This is a genomic window from Levilactobacillus suantsaiihabitans (assembly GCF_004745505.1).
GTDB lineage: Bacteria > Bacillota > Bacilli > Lactobacillales > Lactobacillaceae > Levilactobacillus > Levilactobacillus suantsaiihabitans.
In genome coordinates, this window is record NZ_RKLX01000003.1 from 159,584 (window position 1) to 180,112 (window position 20,529).

General features: G+C 52.8%; 14 protein-coding genes. 8 read left to right on the forward strand and 6 right to left on the reverse strand.

All coding sequences use genetic code 11. The features are described from left to right. Positions 1-438: 438 nt before the first annotated feature. Entirely contained in the window at positions 439-801 is a 363-nt protein-coding gene (locus tag EGT51_RS03120) for a winged helix-turn-helix transcriptional regulator (protein WP_135367348.1), read from the reverse strand. Here EGT51_RS03120 and EGT51_RS03125 point away from each other — a divergent pair. Together EGT51_RS03125 and EGT51_RS03130 are read left to right on the forward strand one after the other, a co-directional pair. Then, positions 781-2,136 carry an MFS transporter gene (locus tag EGT51_RS03125; protein ID WP_225428674.1) on the forward strand — a complete coding sequence of 452 codons (1,356 nt, stop codon included), beginning with the start codon at positions 781-783 and terminating at the stop codon, positions 2,134-2,136. The genes EGT51_RS03120 and EGT51_RS03125 overlap by 21 nt on opposite strands. A gap of 338 nt (positions 2,137-2,474) precedes the next feature. Next, positions 2,475-4,631 carry a lectin-like domain-containing protein gene (locus tag EGT51_RS03130; protein WP_135367349.1) on the forward strand — a complete coding sequence of 719 codons (2,157 nt, stop codon included), beginning with the start codon at positions 2,475-2,477 and terminating at the stop codon, positions 4,629-4,631. A 10-nt stretch (positions 4,632-4,641) separates the two neighbouring features. Here the strand turns inward: EGT51_RS03130 and EGT51_RS03135 are convergent, their stop codons facing one another. The 3 genes from EGT51_RS03135 to EGT51_RS03145 all read right to left on the reverse strand — a co-directional run bounded on the left by EGT51_RS03135 (position 4,642) and on the right by EGT51_RS03145 (position 7,337). After that, positions 4,642-5,292 carry a TetR/AcrR family transcriptional regulator gene (locus tag EGT51_RS03135; protein ID WP_135367350.1) on the reverse strand — a complete coding sequence of 217 codons (651 nt, stop codon included), beginning with the start codon at positions 5,290-5,292 and terminating at the stop codon, positions 4,642-4,644. A gap of 271 nt (positions 5,293-5,563) precedes the next feature. After that, positions 5,564-5,833, reverse strand: a complete 270-nt coding sequence (locus EGT51_RS03140) for a hypothetical protein (protein ID WP_135367351.1) — start codon at positions 5,831-5,833, stop codon at positions 5,564-5,566. Between the two features lie 553 nt (positions 5,834-6,386). Next, entirely contained in the window at positions 6,387-7,337 is a 951-nt protein-coding gene (locus EGT51_RS03145) for an aldo/keto reductase (protein ID WP_135367352.1), read from the reverse strand. A gap of 288 nt (positions 7,338-7,625) precedes the next feature. Here EGT51_RS03145 and EGT51_RS03150 point away from each other — a divergent pair, with 288 nt between their 5' ends. The 4 genes from EGT51_RS03150 to EGT51_RS03165 all read left to right on the forward strand — a co-directional run bounded on the left by EGT51_RS03150 (position 7,626) and on the right by EGT51_RS03165 (position 11,349). Then, on the forward strand, positions 7,626-8,384 hold the full coding sequence (locus tag EGT51_RS03150) for an ABC transporter ATP-binding protein (RefSeq protein ID WP_135367353.1): 759 nt from the start codon (positions 7,626-7,628) through the stop codon (positions 8,382-8,384). 11 nt (positions 8,385-8,395) lie between these two features. After that, positions 8,396-10,204, forward strand: a complete 1,809-nt coding sequence (locus EGT51_RS03155; protein WP_135367354.1) for an FtsX-like permease family protein — start codon at positions 8,396-8,398, stop codon at positions 10,202-10,204. 36 nt (positions 10,205-10,240) lie between these two features. Continuing rightward, on the forward strand, positions 10,241-10,612 hold the full coding sequence (locus tag EGT51_RS03160) for a GntR family transcriptional regulator (RefSeq protein WP_135367355.1): 372 nt from the start codon (positions 10,241-10,243) through the stop codon (positions 10,610-10,612). 332 nt (positions 10,613-10,944) lie between these two features. After that, positions 10,945-11,349 carry an iron-sulfur cluster biosynthesis family protein gene (locus tag EGT51_RS03165; protein WP_135367356.1) on the forward strand — a complete coding sequence of 135 codons (405 nt, stop codon included), beginning with the start codon at positions 10,945-10,947 and terminating at the stop codon, positions 11,347-11,349. An 81-nt stretch (positions 11,350-11,430) separates the two neighbouring features. Here the strand turns inward: EGT51_RS03165 and EGT51_RS03170 are convergent, their stop codons facing one another. Next, positions 11,431-13,173 carry a hypothetical protein gene (locus tag EGT51_RS03170; protein ID WP_135367357.1) on the reverse strand — a complete coding sequence of 581 codons (1,743 nt, stop codon included), beginning with the start codon at positions 13,171-13,173 and terminating at the stop codon, positions 11,431-11,433. 386 nt (positions 13,174-13,559) lie between these two features. Then, a complete protein-coding gene (locus tag EGT51_RS03175; RefSeq protein ID WP_135367358.1) occupies positions 13,560-14,405 on the reverse strand; it encodes a hypothetical protein in 846 nt (281 codons plus the stop codon). A gap of 2,149 nt (positions 14,406-16,554) precedes the next feature. Here EGT51_RS03175 and EGT51_RS03180 point away from each other — a divergent pair. After that, on the forward strand, positions 16,555-17,931 hold the full coding sequence (locus tag EGT51_RS03180; RefSeq protein WP_135367359.1) for a collagen binding domain-containing protein: 1,377 nt from the start codon (positions 16,555-16,557) through the stop codon (positions 17,929-17,931). 323 nt (positions 17,932-18,254) lie between these two features. After that, a complete protein-coding gene (locus EGT51_RS03185; protein ID WP_135367360.1) occupies positions 18,255-20,048 on the forward strand; it encodes a heavy metal translocating P-type ATPase in 1,794 nt (597 codons plus the stop codon). The last annotated feature ends 481 nt before the right edge of the window (positions 20,049-20,529 follow it).

Here is a 20,529-nt window from a genome sequence, read left to right on the forward strand (position 1 = left end):
TTCCGCCTGCTATGGGGGACGCCTCCAGCCTGAGAAGCGGGCTTCCACCTCGCTTGAAAGCCTGGCAAAGTGCGCCAGTCTCTCAAGTCGCCCCACGCTGTAGGCCGAGACAAACCTCGACCAACACCGTCGACACAGCTGGCTCCACCCCTGGCCTCCTCCGGCTGGGGGGCGTCACTGATGACAGGTTTGCGGAAATTCTCCTCCGGTCACCAACGACGGTGTGGCGGCTAATCACCAACGTAGCCGAGAGTGGCGCTAAATATGAGCTCAGCCGTGCGCTTCCCTTAGCAGCGTTTTTGGCTGGTTAGGGAACGGCGTCTTTGAGACGGGGGCTGCGGCTCAAAGCGAGGGACGAGACCGCCCTTTGGCTCGTCCGTCCGCCACCGCGTTCCGGCTCATATTTAGCGCCACGGTAGGCGGCAGGTCGGTAGCCAGCTAAACGTCGTCGCGGTTGAGGAGGGTGATGGACTCGCCAGCGGCCTCGCGGCGGTCGATGTTGTCCTCGCCCCAGACGCACAACTCGTGCAGAATGCCGGATAGCGACTGGCCATAGTCTGTCAACGAATATTCGACCTTGGGCGGCACTTGCTTATACACGCGCCGGGCGACGATGTTCGCCGCTTCCAGTTCGCGGAGCTGTTGTGTCAACATTTTTTGCGAAATTTGCGGGATGGCTCGGGCCAATTCTCCGGTGCGCATGGTGTGGTGGCGCAGATGACATAAAATAATGGATTTCCACTTGCCGCCAATGATTTCCATCGTGGCTTCGACGCCAATGTGATAAGTTTTTGTGGGCATGAAACGGCCTCCTGTTCAATTATTACCTTTTGGTGGGTAGGGCACTTTAAAGTCGGTTCTTGTGCCTGGGTTGCTAACCAGTATAATCATTATCTATCACGTAAGCAACCAAAAACCAGGGAGGTCATTATGACTAAAAAAATTTCACCGGCGATGACGCTCTTGGCGTTGGCCATCAGTGCCTTTGCCATCGGCTCCACGGAGTTCATCAGTGTGGGGCTCATGCCCTTATTAGTTCAGAGTTTTCACGTTAGTTTAGCGCAGGCGGGGTTAACGGTATCCGTCTACGCCTTGGGCATCATGGTCGGCGCGCCGGTCATGACGCTCCTGACTGGACAGATCAACCGGCACACCTTAATGGTTATCATCATGTTACTGTTTATTCTCGGCAATTTAGTCGCCGCCTTCGCCCCAGTCTTTAGTATCTTACTGGCGGGGCGGGTGATTGCGGCGCTGGCCCACGGCATCTTCATGACCGTGGCGTCCGTGATTGCGGCCGATGTTGTGGCGCCGTCCAAGCGGGCCTCGGCCATCGCGGTGATGTTTACGGGACTGACGGTCGCCACCGTGACCGGCGTGCCGCTGGGGACCATGATCGGTCAGCTGGGGGGCTGGCGGTGGTCATTTATCTTCATCAGCCTCATCGGAGTGTTGGGGTTATTGGCGGACTTCCTGCTGGTGCCCCGCAACCTGCCGCTGCCTAGCAAGGCGACGGCCCGTGGTATTCTGCGGGTCTTGGGCAATCCTCAACTGTTGGTCGCCTTGTTAGTGACCGCGTTGGGCTATGGCGGCACCTTTGTGGCCTACACCTACCTATCTCCACTGCTGGAACAAAAGATGGGCTGGTCCGCCAGTGCCGTCGTGGTGATTCTGGTCGTTTACGGGCTGATGGTCGCCTTGGGCAACACCATGGGCGGCCGCTGGGCCAACGCCAAGCCACTCGCAGCCTTGTTGAAAATGTTCACCGGCCTCTTCGTCACGCTGCTGGTCTTGTCCGTGACCGCCAATAGTCAGTGGCTGGGTCTCTTGACGGTCCTGGCCATGGGGTTCTTTGCCTTCATGAACGTGCCTGGTCTCCAACTGTACATCGTTCAGCTGGCAGAAAAATACACGCCGCAAGACATCACCATGGCCTCGGCGCTAAATATCGCGGCCTTCAACGTCGGCATTGCGCTGGGCTCCGGTATCGGCGGTCAGGTGACCAGTCACCTCGGCCTTGGCTGGACGCCACTCTTCGGGGCCGGCATGGTCGCCTTGAGCATTGGCCTGACGCTGTGGCTGATTCGGTTGGCGCGGCCGGTCAAACGCTTGATTCACAAGTTTAACCAATACTAAGCTAAATGCTTACCAGTGCAACGACTGGTCAAAAACCACCGGCAATCCTTCGAAAAGTGATTGTCGGTGGTTTTGGGTGTGGGGGGACTTTTTAGGGACGCTTGGGGGTGCCTGTTCGGGACGACGGTGACCAGAAACCTGATACCACCACGGGATAACGTTGGTAAAGGTCCCCAGCAGTTGTCGGGGTGCAACTATCCGCGGTGTAGCGGGAATGCGGCCATTTATAAAGAATATAATATTTAAATAATTATAACGATAAATTTAAATTGTGATAATGACTGGGCTTGGGTATACTCCGAATCATGAATGCCAACTTAAGATGAGGAGGGACCACGATGCGAAAGCAATGGTTAATGGGGCTAATCGTTGGTGCTGGCCTACTGACCGGGACGGTGACTGGTCAGGCGGCGACTAAAGCCGTTGGCGACGCAGACCTACAACACGCTGTGGCGACGGCGCCCCAGGGGATTCCATTAGATAATTTATTTTCAATCAGTGGTGAGGATAACTTCACCAAGCTGATTGACTCGCCGTTGGTCGACCAGTCCATTGCCCAGATTACGCGGGACAATCCGACCACTAAGGATGTGCAGGCCGGGGCGATTTGGTCGAAAACGGGGCTAACGCGGATGAATAATCAGTTTGATACCAGCCAGGATACTAATATTTCGATGTGGCTGTACTTTGGAAATAAGGGGGCGGCCGCGGCCGAGGGAATGGCCTTTGTCTTACAGAATTCTGCCGATAAAGCCTGGGCCATTGCTGGCGGCGGTGAGGCCCTAGGCGTGTGGGGCAATGACCGCGGGGGCCATGGGAGCGACATTGTGGCTATGACCGCTATTGAAAACAGTTGGGCGCTGGAATTTGATACCCACGTCAATCGCAATCCCCAGTTTGGGGCGGCCGATGCGTTTGATAGCGGTGAAATCGTTCGTGACGGCATGCACATCGGGAGTGGTTACCCCGGTCTGGCGGCAACTTATCAACAGCTGGGGAATGGGAACTACTATTCGAGACTCAACCACACCCAACCCAAGCCCGTTGCCAACTTCGCTGACGGCCAGTGGCACCACCTCTCGCTTTCGTGGAACGCTGCTGAAAAGCAGATGACCTACCGCTACAATGACCGCGATGCGCGAACGAATGCGGCTCGCTTTGGCATGGATGTCGTCCAAGACACCGTGGCCGTTGACCCCAGCAAGCTCGGGGCGACGGCGGCTAAACCGAATGTCTACTGGGGTGTCACCGGATCGACCGACGCGCAACGAAGCGAAAATGGCCTGGTCCTAATCGACAGCTCTGACACGCTGGGCCAGGTGAACGCCACGGCCACGTTGATTAATACCACGACCCACCAACAGCTCACGGCCGACAGTCGCGTGGCACCGGGCGACCGCTTGACGTATCGCTACACGTTTGACTACGATGCCGCGACCAGTCAGCAAGACATCCAACCGTTGACCATGGACATCCCGTTGCCGCAACCGCTACAGGTGACTGGCGGGGGCGTTAGCTACAACGGCGGTCCCATCAGTGAACCCTTCAGCGCAGCAGAAATGCAAGCCGTCACGCTTCACAAGACCTGGCGTCAAAAGCTAGACGCCACCCATCATCAGGCCACGGTGACAGTCACGGGGACCGTGCCGTCCGTCAGCCACAATGTGCCCATCGCCGCTGTCAACGCGCGGTTCTATGGGCCAAACTACCAAACGCAACTGCCACTGCCCCGCGTACAGATTCAGGCCGCCGTGGGACTCAAGTTGACCAATCTGGGGCCCGCGACCCAACAGCTGGGCCATCATGAGGATGCCCGGCTGCGGCTTCAATTGACCAATCAGGGCCAGCCCTTTGCCGTCGATGAGCTGGCCAATTACCAGGTGCGCGGGCGACTTAACGGCCAGGCGTTACCGGTCGATGCGTTGCAGGCGACGTGGCCAGCGGGGCAACCGGTGGGGACGCTGGCCCTCACGTTGCCGGCTGAGCAGTTACGGGTTGGCGATAACCAATTGGTCCTCCAAGCCGTCGATCGCCACGACGCAGCCACCACGTCCAATCCCGTGACCCTCACCTTGAAGCGGGGGCCCGGCACCCTGGGCTTTGCCGAGGTCTCTAATCAGGCGGACTTTGTGACGACCCAATTGACCGGGAGCGCGCAACGCATCCACCGCCAACCCGACTGGCGGCTCAGTGTTGCGGATGAGCGGGGACCCCAACAACATTGGAAATTGCTGGTGCGCCAACGAGAAGCGTTTCAAACGACCACCGGCCAACCGTTAAGCGGACAACTGTGGTTTGCGTGGGACGACCAGAGCCAGCCCATTAGCGCCAGTGACACGTTGATTGCGACGCACACCACGCAAAGTGATGCGGACCTGGTCGACGTGAGCGGCCACTGGCAAGCCGACACGGGCCCACTGTTGACCATCAACAGCGACACGCTAGCCGGCCAGTATCATGGCACGCTAGAATGGCGGTTACAGGATACCCCGTAAGTTTCATTGACTAGGGCTGTAAAACTTTTTCCAGTTCGGCGACCAAATAGGTAGCCTCAACGTCATCATCCCAATCGCGGTCGGGAAAGAGCACGTAGCGGTCGAGCACGTAGCCCACGACGACGGCGATCATGTAGCGAAAAATCTCGTTGAACGGCCAGTCGATGATGATGTGATTTTTCTGCAGCGTCAAAATTGTGTCCTTGAAGGCGGCAATCAGTTCGTTGCGCGCCGTTTCGATAAATTGGGTCCGCAACGTTTCGTTGTAGAGCAGTTCGCTAAAGAAGACCTTGATGGCGTCTTGGTTGTTGGCGGCAAAGGCCATGCGGTTGCGGACGAAGAAGTCGAGAAAGTCATGCAGGTTGGCGGCGGGGTGGTTGAGCGTTTCGCGCTTGAACTCCGCTTCGACATCGGGGATGATCTCGTGAATGATCGGCTCCAAGGCCGCCCGTAAGATGTTGGCCTTGGATTTGAAATGCTTGAACATCGTGCCTTCGGATTGGTGTGCCGCCGCGGCAATCTGCCGGGTGCTGGTATTGGCGTAGCCTTGTTCCGCGAAGAGCCGAATGCTGGTGATCAAGACGTCTTTTTGTTTTTGCGTGAGGTCCGGGTTGGCCTGAATGACCTCGGGGAACTCGTCTAAGATTTTTTTATTGGGCATGAAACTACCACCTTTTCTGAATGTGACGAATATGAAATTTACTTGTTTGGATTGAAATTGTTAAATCAGGGGTTACGTTAATCGAAGGGCGCTGATGCTGTGGGGGAACGGTAGGCGTCCAGTAAGTGCAATGTCAGCTGACACCTACTATCTTACCAGTGTGAGAGGGGATTACTAGGCCCAACACCAACCCACGATACCCAAAAAGCCGGTCTGCCTGTGTCCAGGACAGTCCGGCTTTTGGCGTTGATTAGGGGGTGAAGCGAAAACTTTAGGCAGTGTGGGTAGTCCCGGCTTTGCGGTAAGCCAGGTAGAACTGGATGATGGCTAGGACGACATTGATCCAGTTGACTGCGGTGAACCAGCCAGCCAAAACGGCCACGCTAGCCGCGCCGTAGAAGACCCAGAAGCCCAAGATGATCGCAACCACGTTGATCCAACCAAACCATTTCATCAACTCTTGGTTGCCAGTCGCGAAACAAGTCCAAACACCGTTAACAACTAACCAAGCGGCAAGAATCCAAAAAATAGTGGTAAACATGATTAAAATCCCCTTTCCATATCTTCGAGCGAGTACTTACTCGCCCTCAAGAACAACTTCAGTTTACCACCAAAATAGAAAATGGCAACCCCTTTTTGTAAAATTTTTTTCCAAGGTGTTGCGGCCTTGGTGTGATGGGATTAATGACCAATCCAAGACCGCAGATTTTTATTTTCCGACAGAGCAGGTTAGCGGGAAATCTTATCAGTAAATTAGCGTTGATATGATTGTCATAGCGGCGGTACGCCTGTTTTAACGGGAATGCGCCGCTCTGCCGGAGGAGGCCAGGGGTGGAGCCAGCTGTGTCGACGGTGTTGGCTGAGGTCTTTTCTCAGCCTACAGCGTGGGGCGACTTGGGAGACTCGCGGTTTTGCGAGGCTTTCAAGCGAACCGGAAGCCCGCTCTTGGGCTGGAGGTGTCCCCCATAGCAGGCGGAACCCCTGGCAGCCGCAGGCACGGGTTTAAGCCATTTAAAGTTAAAAAAACGGCGCCGACCAACTGGAGAAACCAGTGAGTCAGCGCCGTGCGTTGAAATTAAGATTTAAATCGGCTGTTAAGGTAGGTAGTTGCCGGCAGCGAAGTAGATGTCGTACCACTCCTGCTTCGTCAGGTTAACGTCGGCTCCGGCCGCGCTATCCTTGATGTGTTCAGGGTTCATAGTGCCCAGCAGGACTTGAACGTTGGCTGGGTGCCGCAGAATCCAGGCAGTCGCAATCCCATTCTTGGAAACGCCGTACTTGTCGGCTAGGGCTTGCAGCTTGTCGTTTAATTCAGGGAACTTCGGATCGTTGATGAACATGCCTGCGAACAACCCGTATTGGAATGGCGACCAGGCTTGGATGGTCACGTGCTTGCGCCGGGCGAATTCTAGCATGCCACCGTCCGTGACGGCTGGGGAATCGTCCATGTTGACGCGCAGGCCTTCAGTAATCATTTGGGCGTGGGCCACGCTAAATTGTAATTGGTTGAACATTAACTTTTGATCCACAGCTTCTTGCACCATTTCGTATTGTTGCACGTTGAAGTTGGAAACCCCAAAGTGGCGCACCTTCCCTGACCGTTGCAGGGTGTTGAAGGCGTCGGCGACTTCTGCGGGTTCCATCAGTGGGTCCGGCCGGTGCAGTAAGAAGGCGTCCAGGTAGTCCAACCCGGTCCGTTCCAAGATTCCATCGACGGCGTCCAACAGGTGTTGCTTGGAGAAGTCGTAGCGTTTCCCGAAGACCAGACCATCGTGGCTGCGGCTTTGATCCAAGATGATGCCACCCTTGGATTGAATGTAAAAGTCGTTGCGCGACAAGCCAGACTTGGCCAGCGCTTCCTTGAAGACTTTTTCGGATTGCCCGTCGCCGTAAATGTCGGCGGAGTCGATGTAGGTAATCCCAGCTTCATGGGCGGCTTGTAAGGCCTTGGCGGCGTCATCGACCGACAACGTGGCCATGCGCATGATGCCCAATGCAACGGCAGAGGCTTCCCAGTCAGTGCCGCCTAAGCGTAACTGTTTCATTGAAAAAACTCCTTTGCTTACAAAATGTCAAACAACTGTACCCTTTAAGTGTACACAAAACAGGTTGAGAATTCACGTCTCAGCCTTCACCGGGGCGAAACCGTCACGGGGGTGGGCGGACTTGCTGGGAGAAAATGGGCTGAACAGGGGGGCCGAAAGCTTTCCACCAGTTGGGTACAGAAATGTTCAAACACGTTCGATTAAAAAAAGATTGACAATTTTCCAAGAACCGTTATAGTTAATTACACAAGTAACTAACCAACACACTAACGAGCGGGGGATTTTAATATGACAACCAATACAGTGGTCAGTGTCAGTGACCTGGAAAAAACGTATGGCAAGCCCAATGAGCGGCAATACACGGCCTTGAAGGGCCTGAACTTTACGGTCGCGGCGGGCGAATTCGTCGGCATCATGGGGGCGTCCGGTTCGGGGAAAACCACGTTATTAAATATGTTATCAACGCTGGATACACCGACCAAGGGCAACGTGGTGGTCAATGGCCACGACGTCACGCAGATGCGCGGCAACCAGCTGGCAGATTTTCGGGCACAGGAAGTCGGCTTCATTTTCCAAGACTTCAACCTGCTGGAAAGCCTGACGGCCGAGGAAAACATCGGCCTGCCGCTGGCCTTGAAGGGCACGCCGTCCAAGGTAATGGACCAGGCAATTCACGAAGTGGCGGAAACCTTGTCGATTGCCGACCTCTTGCAGAAGTACCCGGCGGAATTGTCCGGGGGGCAAAAGCAACGGGTCGCAGCGGCGCGGGCTATCGTCCATCATCCGGCCATCCTGATGGGGGATGAACCGACCGGGGCGTTGGATTCGACCAGCGCGCGGGAATTGCTGGACCTGCTGACGACCATCAATGAGCGCCAACAGATGTCCGTCTTGCTGGTCACCCACGATCCGTTTTCGGCCAGCTTCTGTCAACGCATCCTATTCATCAAGGACGGGCAGATTGGGTCCGAACTGCGGCGCGGCGACCAGGATCGGCGCGAATTTTACCAACAAGTCCTCAATGAACTGGGCACGTTTAACGAGTAGGGGGAACCGAGATGTTAGGAAAATTAGCTTTGGCCGGGATCAAGAACCGGCGGCGAGACTACTTGGTCTTGCTGGCGGGACTGACCATGTCGGCCGCCATCTTCTATATGTTTGCCAACCTGGCGACCAACCAGGCCTTCATTAAGGCCAACGGGGCCATTTCGTCGGCCAGCGCCGTCTTTGGCTTCGGGGCCGTGTTGTTGATCTTGATCACGGTGGTCTACATCATGTACGCCAACAGTTTTCTGCTCAGCATGCGGCAACACGACTACGGATTGTTCATGATGCTGGGCGCCACTCGCAAGCGCGTCGGCGAATTGGTCTTTCTGGAAACGCTGATTTTGGGGACCGTCGCCACGGCGATTGGGATTGCCCTGGGGTTACTGATGAGCAAGTTTCTAGTCGGCTTCTTGTTAAACGCCTTAGGGCTACACTTGAGCCATTTGACGGCCGTTTACCTGCCGGCCATCGTGGCTACGGCGCTGCTGTACGTCGGCTTATTCATCTTGGCGTCGCTATTCAACTTGGTGCGGCTGACGCGGACGACCGTTTTGAAATTGCTACACAGCGATGAGCTGGCCAACCAGCCCAAGGTCAATCCGGTTCGGCAGCTGATTCAAGGCGTGCTGGGCATCGTTTTCTTGGCCATTGGCTACTGGGCGATGGCCGCCATCACCGACCTGGAGCTGACGGCGATTCCGTTGGCGTTGGTCACGATTACGTTGGGGACGTACTTGTTGTTCCGGGCGACGATTTTGACCATCATCCGGGCGTTACGACGCACCAGTTGGGCCAAGAAACGGTTGAACGGCTTCTTGTTAGGCCAATTGAATTTCCGGGTGCACAACTATACGCGCATGCTGACGATCGTGTCCTTGCTGTTTGCCATGGCGCTGGGGGCCATCACGGTCGGCTCCGGCTACCACCGCCAATTGCCACTGATGGCGGAGAAGACGGGGACCTACACGATTGCCGTGCACGATGCGAACGCCCACGAACAAAAGCTGATCGACCAGCTGGACAGCGCCTATACGGCGACCTACACGCAAAAGCGGCAGGGCAAGACGGTCTACTACAACGCCGCCGAGCTGAAACGCCAACCGGTCGAACAACGCGCCTACACCAAGACGGGGATGGCCAAGCACGTGTCCCGCCAGTCGTTTAGCGAATTCAAGAAATCCGGCATCAAGGACCTCGACTTCCTCAGCCTGGCCTTGGGCAAGGTTGGACCTTACACGCCGAAAATCTTGTCAGCCGCGCAGTTCAAGCGCCAGGCCGGTCAAACGGTCACGGTCACCACGGTGCGCGTCAAGCACCTGGCCGCGGATCTGCCTACGCTTAAGCGGTTGAACCGCTTGGAAACGGCGCGCTTCAGTCAACCAGCCCAGATGACGGTCGGCAACTACCAAAACTTTGTCCTGGTCCTGGGCATCTTCGGTGGCCTGGAATTCATCGGCTACTTCTTGGGAATCGCCTTTCTGGCTATGTTGGCGTCTTGCCTGATGTTTAAGATCTTGTCCGGCGCGCCCGGCGACCAACGACGTTACCGGATGCTGTACAAGGTCGGCGTGCGTCACGGCCTGATGCGCCACGGAATTGCAAAAGAAATCGGGATTTTATTCCTAATTCCTGGTATCATGGGGATAATCGATGTTTTGTTCGGTCTACAAATGTTTAAGCCGCTGATGGCAGCCCCGATGAGTCCCTACCAAGGAATTGGCTGGACCTTCCTGATCTTTATCGGGCTGTACGCCATTTACTACCTGATCACCTTGGGCCTGTACTGGCGAATCGTGCTGCCCAAATCCACGGACGCATAACCGACAAGGCAAGTTTACAAAGAATGTGGGAAAAATATGAATTTTAATTTTGATAGTCCGGAACCCATCTACCTGCAGGTGGCCGAGCAAGTGGAAGAGGCCATCTTCACCGGCATTTACCGGGCGGGCGAGCAGGTGCCGTCGACGACAGAGATGTCCAAAGAATTTCATATTAATCCAGCCACGGTGCTCAAAGGGATGAACCGGCTAGTCGCAGCTGGCATGCTGGAGAAGCGGCGCGGACTGGGGATGTTTGTCACCGCCGACGCCGAGAAAATGATCCGCGAGAAACGCCGCGCGGAATTTTCCCAGCGCTACGTTGCGGGCTTTACCAGTGAGGCCAAGAAGCTCAACTTGTCCGAAGACGAGCTGATTGCGCTGGTTAAGCAGAGTTACGAGGCCGAGTAAGCGGGGGCAACGGGCAAGTTCTGGCCACTAACTGATGAGACCAAAGGCCTACGTCAGCTAGGGATTCCGCCTGCTATGGGGGACACCTCCAGCCTGGGAAGCGGGCTTCCGGTTCGCTGGGCAGCCTGGCAACGCCTGTTGCGCCGCATGTTAGCCATTTGAATTTCGTGCACTAGAGCTTGGGGGACACCACCTCAAGCTCTTTTTGCATCGCGTTTGGCTTTCACACTTTCTTTTAGTAAGCCAATCAGTTTACATTTCAGCCGGAATGCGTTATAAATAGTTGTGTACAATTAAGTAGTTACGAACGGCGTAGAAAGAGGGACTTGATTATGGAAATCACAATTAAAGATGCAGCGAAGGCTTATTTAGACCAGAACGTTCGCCCAGACACGGTGCTTTTGCTGACGCTGGATGATGGCTCGAATCAGTACTCCACGTTGGGTGGGAGCTGTGCCATCGGCGACAAATTCCAGTTTGTGGCCCTGACGCAACAAGACCCGAAGTACAATATTCCCGTCACCAACAACGCCGGCTTGAACCTGTGGACCAACGCAGACACCGAGCTGTACTTGAACAACGGCCTGATTTTGGACCGTGTCTTCAACCAGTTATCCTTGCGCGATGACACGGGTATCTTGGACAGTGCGGTGGGGATGATTGAATACACCGCCGAAGAAAAGTCCAAGCTGGATTTAAAGAAGGAAATGCAAACGTTAGGCACGCGGATCTGCTAGTGTGCTGCTGGGCGCTTCCGGGGATGACCCGGGGGCGTCCTTTTTGTTTTTAGAGGGTTGTGCCACAAACGATTCTACTGGCTAGGGGAGGGGCAATACCCCTAATGCTCCGCGGCGAAAAACTTTTTTAACGTGTTCAGTCAACACCTGTGCCACGGCATGGTCGTGGTGATCGAAATCAATGCAATACCCCTTAATCTGTTCATTCTTCAACGTCCATTTCGCCGTGTTGGAATTCTTGGTTTGCCACTTACTTGAGGAAACCTTTCGCTTGGAGGTCACATGGTTGTTGAAGCTGGTGTGCTTCATGGCTTGTGCCTTCGTGGTTTGGGAGGCAACATAGAAATTGTAAGTCTTGGCCGCTTTGTAAACGTTGGCCGTGGCTTTAAAGGTGACCTTATTACCTGATTTTGTATAAGTCCACCCCTTAGGTGCCGTGATTGACGCAATGGTTGTGCCGCCTGGTAAGGTATCCGTAATGGTATACCCCTTACCTGAGTAGGACGCCTTCTTCGTCTTCTGCTGAATCTTCCAGGTGAACGTCTTCGTGTAATCCGCTAAGGCTGACTTCGTTGCCGAGTAGGTTGACGGCTTGCCCGATTGCGGACCGACGTATTTCTTGGGGGCGGGTTGCTTTGGTGTCTTAGGTTTTTTAACTTTATACGTCCCACCATCTAATTCAAGAATATCTGAATTAGGAGCGTGACCACGGAAACTAAAACCAATCGTCGATGTAGCCCAGCGTCCCATTACAGATTGCTTGCGTTCGCCGCCAACAAAGTCCTTACCGGCATTAATGTAATTGTTATTAAAAGAAGTACTCTTCTTGATTCCGATAATCCCTAATCTTCCAAGAGCTGGGTCAGCTGAAGTCGACCCACTAGCACCATAATTACCAATCATTGTCGGTTTCATGTAAGCCAACACACGTTGACCATAGCTAAAGTGTAATTTTTTGTCGCCATTGACGTGAAACCAAGGTGGCTCCATTTCCATAAAGTCTAACCCGACTTGATTTTCGTTATTCAATGGTAAAGACTTTTTTGACTTGTGGAAGAACAGGTGAAGTTCAAAGTTACCACCGGTTTGCTGACGGGAAATATTGCTATCTACATAAATATTCTTAGCTTTAGGTTTTGCTGTTGTATCAGTCCCTTGAATACCCTTACTGTTGATATAGGACCAGCCAACGGTCGGATGTTTAGGAATGGCTAATCCAAGCTTCTTAGTCATGAAGTAAATTGAATTAAACCCGTTCTGACCAACGGCTTTCTTAGTTACTTTCAAAGACATATCAACGACTTTACCATCAAATTTTCCAACATTACGGTAGTAAATTGTACTACCTGCTTTGTTATGCACAGCAGTTACAGGAGTTCCGCTACTAACTCCAGCTGGTTTGCCAGTCTTAGCACCCTTGCTAAAGGCAACCGTCGTTTTCTTGTTGAACTTTGGATAAAATTGAGCTGTTACCTTACTGCTGAACTTAACCTTACCCCAGCCATCTTTTTGCCTTTGGGTTGAAAAACCACTATGCCCTAATTCAGAAAAATAAGTTACGAAATCAGTATAAGGTACGCCCTTATAAGAGCCCTTACTACCAAAATCACCAGCATGGGCTGTTTTTGATGGTGCCATACCTAGAAAAGACACAGCTGCTAGAGCTGTAATTGATACCCCCAGGCCTAAACGACTCAGGGTCTTTAACTTAGACTTGAGTTGATGATTTTGTCGTGGTGCTTGTGATTCTGAACCTCTAGGAAGTCCAGTCGAATCTTGAGTGACGTCAAATGATTTTGAACGTTCTCGTTTGTCATCGAACATTTTCTCACCCCTAATTATGTATAATTGATTTAACCTCAAAGAGAATTGAGGTAAGTGACAGATACGTTCAGCTTGATACCCCAACGGTTAGAAGAAACAAGGGAACCCCTAAACAATTTAATCGATCGATCGTAAAAGAATCGGTTTGTTTTGTCTAACCTCTGATGAAATTAAAGTCAGTGACTAATTGATTTGAGGATTGTTGTTGATACCAAGCTAAAAATACCAACACTGTAGTAATCAAGTGTTGGTATCAAGTCATTATAGACATCAAAAAAGCAACCACGTTCGATGTGGTTGCTTCAATGAAGACGAATACCCCAGCTGGTTCAGCCAACCTAGAGTATAGTGACGTCATATTTAATTAAAGTCGTGTTGATACAGGATTACTTATTGGCAGCTGCTTTTACTACCTTGATAGTCGCAACAGTACTCTTGGATGCCCGTGAGTACTTGTAAGTTGCCTTCTTGTGACTGTGCTTGACAGTCTTACGGTTGGCACCGTAAACCCAGACGTACTTAGCATGATTAGCCTTAACTTTAACTGAGAAAGTCCGCTTCTTTGAAAGCTTTACCCAGTTATTGGTCTTGTAAGTGTGAACATGAACGTACTTAGTCGTCTTACTACCCTTATATTTACCAGTAATCTTAATCTTCTTCGCATTCTTCGAAGTCTTCGTTGCTTTTAAAGAGTAAACCTTCTTAGTAGCTTTTTTGGCTTTCTTCGTTGACTTTTTAGTGGATTTTTTCTTAGTTGTTGTTTTCTTTGAATATGTTTTAACGATTGAAGCGACAGCGGCTGAAGAGTTCTTTTGACCATTACCAGCTTTAACAGCTTTATTAACCTTTGATTTGTCAATCTTAGCACTATCAGAGTAATGACCCGTAGAACTAAATTTCACGCCAGTAAACTTATTTAATGCTGCATAAGCAGCAGCCATTGACTTTTTATCCGATTTTGTTTTCGCGTAAGTATCACTATATGCGACATCAACCTTATCAAGAACTGAATCTGCTTGCTTTTGAGTTAACTTACCATTCAGCCAATATGCAATACCTAACTGAATATTTCTATTCATGTGATATTTAACTCGGGTCATACTCGTATCGAAGGGAACTGACGCTTGGACCGTAACATCACTGCCAACGCTCGTAAAGGTTGGGACTGCAATACTTAACCCCATAACCGCGGTCATTAACATCAGGGTCGATTTTAATTTGTTGTTTTTCATTTTGTTCTTCCTCCATCTTTTTTCGTTTTTAGTTGAGTCATTTCATCGTTTTAGTTGTTATTCTTGGGTCAGCCTTATTGACCAACATGATAACTATACCGCGTGTTGCCCGGTTTGCAAACCCATTGTTGATTTTTTGTGAGAAAAGTCATGGTGACGTGTGATGGTGTTGATGGCGGATTGACGCGTCACTGATTGGCGTGACGTGTTTGTTGAGAAGCGACCAGTCGCTGTCAGATAACCACATCCTCGACCGTCAATGGGTCAACCGACTTGAGGTCAATGTCATCGGCAGTCATGGATTGTCCCGCGTCGTTGGCGTCAAGGTCGGTAGCGTCAGTGTTAACGAACGAATTGGTCAGGTCATCGACCGTCAAATCAAAAGTCTGGTCTTAGGCAAAGAGGGACCCGGGAACCCGGGATGTCCAAGTGACAACAATCTGATCAGTTCGATCACTCGGAAAAGGGGTCACATGAGTTGATGAATCCAAGGTAACAGGACTTCAAACTAAAACTCATCCCCAATCCACGGACAATCCGGAATTCCGGAATGGTCCCCCTGAACCGAAAATGTAGAAGTTGAGTGGTCATTAACATTTCTGCGGATGGCTTCAAAAGGATACTTTAAAATTAACGACAGAATTGACTGGAGTTCAAGAAACTGTTCGGTAGGGTGAGGGATGATGAATTCTGGCCCTACATTAGAAAAATTGAGATGACAGTGAGCGTGATTATTTCCCCGCCAGATTAGCACATAGCGATTCCAGTATTGTTAGTGAGCCATTCTGCACGTTCCCCGGGTCATTTGGCCAACGAACTGCCGTGATCAGTGGAGATAACGTGGCCCCAGAGCATGTCGACTTCGCCAAAGATTGCAGCGCCGCGAATACCCCTGTGAAAATTAAGTACGCCATGATTGGGTGAGGTGGTTGGTGACTATGCGGATTGGGTTGGATAATACCTGTTCGGTGGACTGTGCTTGCATTTGAGAAATTTGAATCGGCAGAGTTATGTTCCTGGTGGCCGTACCCGTGGTGATTGCGCAATTTTCGTTAACCTGCAGATGACTGCGACGGGTTTAGTTTTAAACTAACAGTCAGACTGCCTTATACCTGGTGTTACCTAACTCAAATGTGTGAGCCGACAACTTTAAAGTCGCGAGCCGCACGTGGCTTAAATATAAAAAGCCAAATCTGAGAACAGCTCGCGAGCCTAGATCAGGGTAGTCGCATTAACCGCTAGTAAACTTATGAAATCGTCGAGTAAGTGGCCGATAGTTCCGCGAACCTAGAAAAAAGGGCAGTCTTTGCCAATACCAAAGCGTCTAATGGTTATAAGGGTTTAAGGTGGATTCCATCCACCCCTGTAAATGCGTGTTGGTCGAATTGGTTGCGTTAGCCTACAACTTTAAATTTGCGAGCCTCACGTGACTTAAAGAAAAAACCAAACTTGAGAACAGCTCGCGAGCCTAGATCAGGGTAGTCGCATTAATCCCAAGTTAACCTATGAATTCGTTGAGTAAGTGACTGGCACCTTAACGAACCTCGAAAAAAGGGCAGTCTTTGCCAATACCAAAGCGTCTAATAGTTATAAGGGTTTAAGGTGGATTCCATCCACCCCTGTAAATGCGTGTTGGTCGAATTGGTTGTGTTAGACTACAACTTTAAATTCGCGAGCCTCACGTGACTTAAAGAAAAAGCCCAAACTTGAGAACAGCTCGCGAGCCTAGATCAGGGTAGTCGCATTAACCGCTAGTCAACTGATGAAATCGCCAAATAAGTGACCGACTGCTAAGCGACCCTAACGGAAAGGGCAGCGAGTGTCTCTCCCAGTCATTTACCGGTGCGACAAGTTTAAGGGCGACGTCACCCATTCATCCAAGTGCGTGTTGGTCAATTTCATTGCGTTACAGTTCAAGGTTAAATTCGCGAGCCTGCTTCCCAAATTGCTCAGACTGCCCGAATGTACTTTTGCCAGCAACCTAGCTACAGCGATCCTGAAAATAGCCAGAACAGGCACCAATTTTACGTCAAAACGGATAAAGTCGTTAACCGGCTAACTTATTTAAAAAGTTGGGCGACACCGGTTGTCAAGGGGGTGGCCAGGCGCGTATACTCAAATTACGTAAATGTTACGGGAGGGGATTTTTTTGCTTAAAAATAGTAAAGTTTGGCGACTGCTGATTGGCTTGCTTAGTTTAGTCGTTGTATTGGTGGTCAGCCAAGCGGCAACACCGGCAAAGGCGGCCACCACCCACAACGGGGCTGACTTTACCACGTCTGCCAGTGTCACGAACGGCCCAGATTTCAAGCACGTGGATACCATCGACATTCAGTACAACTTGAACTTTGGCAACACACCGATTCACGATGGCGACACCATCACCCTGGACTTTCCCGCCAATTTGCGGGGCAAGACGCCCGGGGATACGTTTGACGTGATCGACCAGGACGGCACGGTGATTGGCAAGGCGGTCGTTTCCGACACCGGCGTGGTCATCACCATGAACGGCGCGCTGGAGGGCAAGACCAACGACAAGCTGACGCTGAACCTGGCGACCAAATACCGGGGTGACGACTACGGCGAACAAAACGTGGTCTTCCCACTGGAAAACGGTGGCAGCAGTACCTCGACCATCAACATCGTCAAGGACGAGGCCAACCTGTCGAAGAAGGGCGTCATTCAAGACAACGGGACCATCAAGTGGACGATCCTGGTCAACCGCCAAGAAGTTGATCTGGAGAACTTGAAGGTCGTCGACATCATTGGCGACAACCAGGAACTGATCGAGGGTCTCACCGTCAGCAATGCCCACTGGACCAGCAAGACTCAGTATCAACGCGAAAAGCCAGCCTTGACGGAAGGCACGGATTATAACGTTACATACAATGGCAGCACTGGCTTCGATGTGAAGTTTACCGACACCGTTTCCAACCTGATTGCCATTGATTACTACACCAAGATTACGGACGAGACGTTGACGAACTCCGGGTATAAATTTAGAAATAAAGCCGTCATGAGTTGGGGCGGCGGTACCGGTGACGGTAAATACTCCGAACAAGCCAACGGGAGCGTTTCCTCGTCTAACGGCAACAGCGGTTCCGGGAGCGGCGACGTGAACGAGACCGACGAAGAGGACCCGGATGAAGATACCGGGACCATCGACGTTGATGGCGGAACCGAAACGGACGAAGAAGAAGCCGCCCGTGAAGAGGAAGAAGCCAAGGAAGAGGCCGCTAAGGAAGCCGACAAGGACGCCAACAAGGACGCCAATCAGAACCAGGCGGCTAAGGAAAAGGCGGCTAAAAAGGCTGCCGCAAAGAAAGCCGCTGCGGCCAAGGCCAAGGCAGCTGCCAAAGCCAAGCGCGTCGCTCCAGCCACGGCGACCCAAACGGCTGGCACCACGACCACGCACAACACCAAGTTGCCGCAGACGCGTGAGGCCAACGCCACCACGGCCAGTCTGATGGGCGTTACGGCCTTACTGGTCACGCTCGGTGGCGCTTGGATTCGCCGGCGCTTTTAAGTGAAATGAATTTGCCAAGGCATTAAGCGAGTCAGTGAACTGGACGGGAAACCGTCTGGTCGCTGACTTTTTTGCTACTCAGGCTGCGCACTAAGGACGTGACCAGTTATTCGCTCGGGACCGCGCGCATGAACCGCTCCGGCGAATAAGCGCTATGATTTCTGAATCTTTCGGCATAATTCACGCTAGGGAACGGAGCTGCAACAGGTTCAATACCTTTTTTCATCCCCACCAGCAGTACTGTTAAGCCGCCTAATGTGGCAAAAATCACAAGCTCTGCTATACTCAACTTAGAAGAAAAAATTCACCGGGGAGGGGATTTCATGCAACAGCTGCGTGAGTATAAACGATTCTGGTTCGTCATCATCTTAGGGGCCTTGGCCTTGGTGCTCCAATTTGGCGCGCACCAAGCGGGCATTGCTCAGCTCCTGATTACGGGACTGGGGATTTTGCTGGCACTGTTGATGTTCATCGACATGGTCAAAACGTTGCGGTCCGGTAAATTTGGGGTCGACCTGTTGGCGATTACCGCGGTGATTGCCACGCTGGCTGTCGGTGAGTACTGGGCGGCGCTGATCGTGTTACTCATGCTGACCGGGGGCGATGCGTTAGAGGACTTTGCCGCCCGCCGCGCCAACAGTGAGCTACAGGAACTCCTGAACAATTCGCCTCAGTCGGCCCACAAGGTGGCCGGAGAGACGATTACCGACGTGGCCATTCACACGGTTGAAGTGGGGGACCGGTTGCTGGTCAAACCCGGTGAGGTCATGCCCGTCGATGGTACGCTGGCCACGGGGCCGACCACCGTCAATGAGTCGTCACTGACTGGGGAAGCACGGCCCATCGACAAGCAGGTCGGCGACACGGTGATGTCCGGGAGCGTCAACGGCGAGGCGTCCGTTTACCTGACGGCCGACCAGACCGCCGACAACAGTCAGTACCAAAACATCGTTCGTCTGGTCAAACAAGCCGAAGAACAGCCGGCCAAATTCGTGCGGATGGCCGACCGGTATGCTGTGCCGTTTACCCTGCTGGCCTACGTGATTGCCGGTATCGCCTGGTACGTAGCAAATGACCCCGTGCGGTTTGCGGAAGTGCTGGTCGTGGCCTCGCCGTGTCCGCTGATTTTGGCGGCGCCCATCGCGTTGATCTCGGGGATGAGTCGGGCCAGTCGGAACGGCATCATCGTCAAGACCGGGACCACGCTGGAAAAATTGGCGCAGGTCAAGACGTTTGCCTTTGACAAGACCGGGACGATTACCCAAGGCAAATTGGTGGTCGACCAGGTCGTGCCGGTTTCCGCGGTGACCCCGGCCACGCTGCTCCAATTGGCGGCCAGTGCGGAACAGCACTCGGGCCACGTGTTGGCGCAATCGTTGGTCGCGGCCAATTCGGAACCTTTATTGCCAGCCACGGACGTGAAGGAGACCACGGCTCAAGGCGTTGCGGCCCAGATCAAAGGCCAAGTCGTGCGGGCGGGGAAGGCCAGTTTTGTGACCGACCAGACCGTCGACCAGCCGGACCAAACGGCGGTGTACGTCTCGGCGGCGGGCATTTATCAAGGCTACGTCAGCTTTAGTGACCAGGTGCGGCCCGAAGCTGCCGAAACCATGACGACGTTGCACCGTCTGGGGGTGGACAATCTATTGATGATTTCCGGGGACCGTCAACCGATTGCCGAACAGATTGCCGGTGAGGTCGGCATCGACCAGATTCACGCCGAATGCTTGCCAGCCGATAAGATTCAGGTGCTGGCAAAGCTCCCCGCGACGCAACGACCGGTCGCCATGGTCGGCGACGGCATCAACGACGCACCATCTTTGGCCACGGCCGATGTCGGCATCGCCATGGGTGCACACGGCGCCACGGCGGCCAGCGAGTCGGCGGATGCGGTGGTGTTAAAGGATGATCTGACCCGCGTCAGTGCGGCCCGCAAGATTGCCCACGACACCATGCGCGTGGCCCGGCAAGCCGTGATGATTGGGATCGTCATCTGTACGGTGTTGATGCTGATCGCCAGCTTCGGCGTGATTCCAGCCATCATCGGTGCGGTCTTCCAAGAAGTCGTCGACACCGTCACCATCCTCTACGCACTGCGCGCCCGGACTGATCGGTAGGAAAAAGCGTGTGCCACCAGGCGGTTAACTGGCGAGCATTAACGGTGCTAGGCGGATAACAAAAGGTTGAAAGACGGAAATCAGCTGAAACTATTGTGATCATGCGATTCATGGCGTTAAAAATAGTCGGTTACAGCCACATCATGCGAACTGGTCGCCTACCGTTCGCCAAATATGGGTTGGAACGCTGGGGCGGACGGGTCGAGCCAAAGGACGGTCTCGACACCTCGCTTTGAGCCGCAGACCACGTCTCAAAGACGCCAGTTGCCTAAGCGGCATGAATCGCGCCGCTAAGGCAACTCCCACGGCTGAACCCATATTTGGCGAACTCTCGGCTAAGGTAGTGCATACCAGTAATGGTCGTCTTAACCCCAGATAGTAGCTGCATTGACAACTAGTTTTTAATTAACACAGTGTTACTGATAGCCGTCAACTCTGGCTGACGCAGGTACCTGGTTTCACTAATTTTTGGTGTCAGAAC

What these genes read in the sequence shown, in the direction of transcription:
- EGT51_RS03120 (WP_135367348.1), bottom strand. Translation starts at nt 801, where the DNA reads ATGCCCACAAAAACTTATCACATTGGCGTCGAAGCCACGATGGAAATC.
- EGT51_RS03130 (WP_135367349.1), top strand. Translation starts at nt 2,475, where the DNA reads ATGCGAAAGCAATGGTTAATGGGGCTAATCGTTGGTGCTGGCCTACTG.
- EGT51_RS03135 (WP_135367350.1), bottom strand. Translation starts at nt 5,292, where the DNA reads ATGCCCAATAAAAAAATCTTAGACGAGTTCCCCGAGGTCATTCAGGCC.
- EGT51_RS03140 (WP_135367351.1), bottom strand. Translation starts at nt 5,833, where the DNA reads ATGTTTACCACTATTTTTTGGATTCTTGCCGCTTGGTTAGTTGTTAAC.
- EGT51_RS03145 (WP_135367352.1), bottom strand. Translation starts at nt 7,337, where the DNA reads ATGAAACAGTTACGCTTAGGCGGCACTGACTGGGAAGCCTCTGCCGTT.
- EGT51_RS03150 (WP_135367353.1), top strand. Translation starts at nt 7,626, where the DNA reads ATGACAACCAATACAGTGGTCAGTGTCAGTGACCTGGAAAAAACGTAT.
- EGT51_RS03155 (WP_135367354.1), top strand. Translation starts at nt 8,396, where the DNA reads ATGTTAGGAAAATTAGCTTTGGCCGGGATCAAGAACCGGCGGCGAGAC.
- EGT51_RS03160 (WP_135367355.1), top strand. Translation starts at nt 10,241, where the DNA reads ATGAATTTTAATTTTGATAGTCCGGAACCCATCTACCTGCAGGTGGCC.
- EGT51_RS03165 (WP_135367356.1), top strand. Translation starts at nt 10,945, where the DNA reads ATGGAAATCACAATTAAAGATGCAGCGAAGGCTTATTTAGACCAGAAC.
- EGT51_RS03170 (WP_135367357.1), bottom strand. Translation starts at nt 13,173, where the DNA reads ATGTTCGATGACAAACGAGAACGTTCAAAATCATTTGACGTCACTCAA.
- EGT51_RS03175 (WP_135367358.1), bottom strand. Translation starts at nt 14,405, where the DNA reads ATGAAAAACAACAAATTAAAATCGACCCTGATGTTAATGACCGCGGTT.
- EGT51_RS03185 (WP_135367360.1), top strand. Translation starts at nt 18,255, where the DNA reads ATGCAACAGCTGCGTGAGTATAAACGATTCTGGTTCGTCATCATCTTA.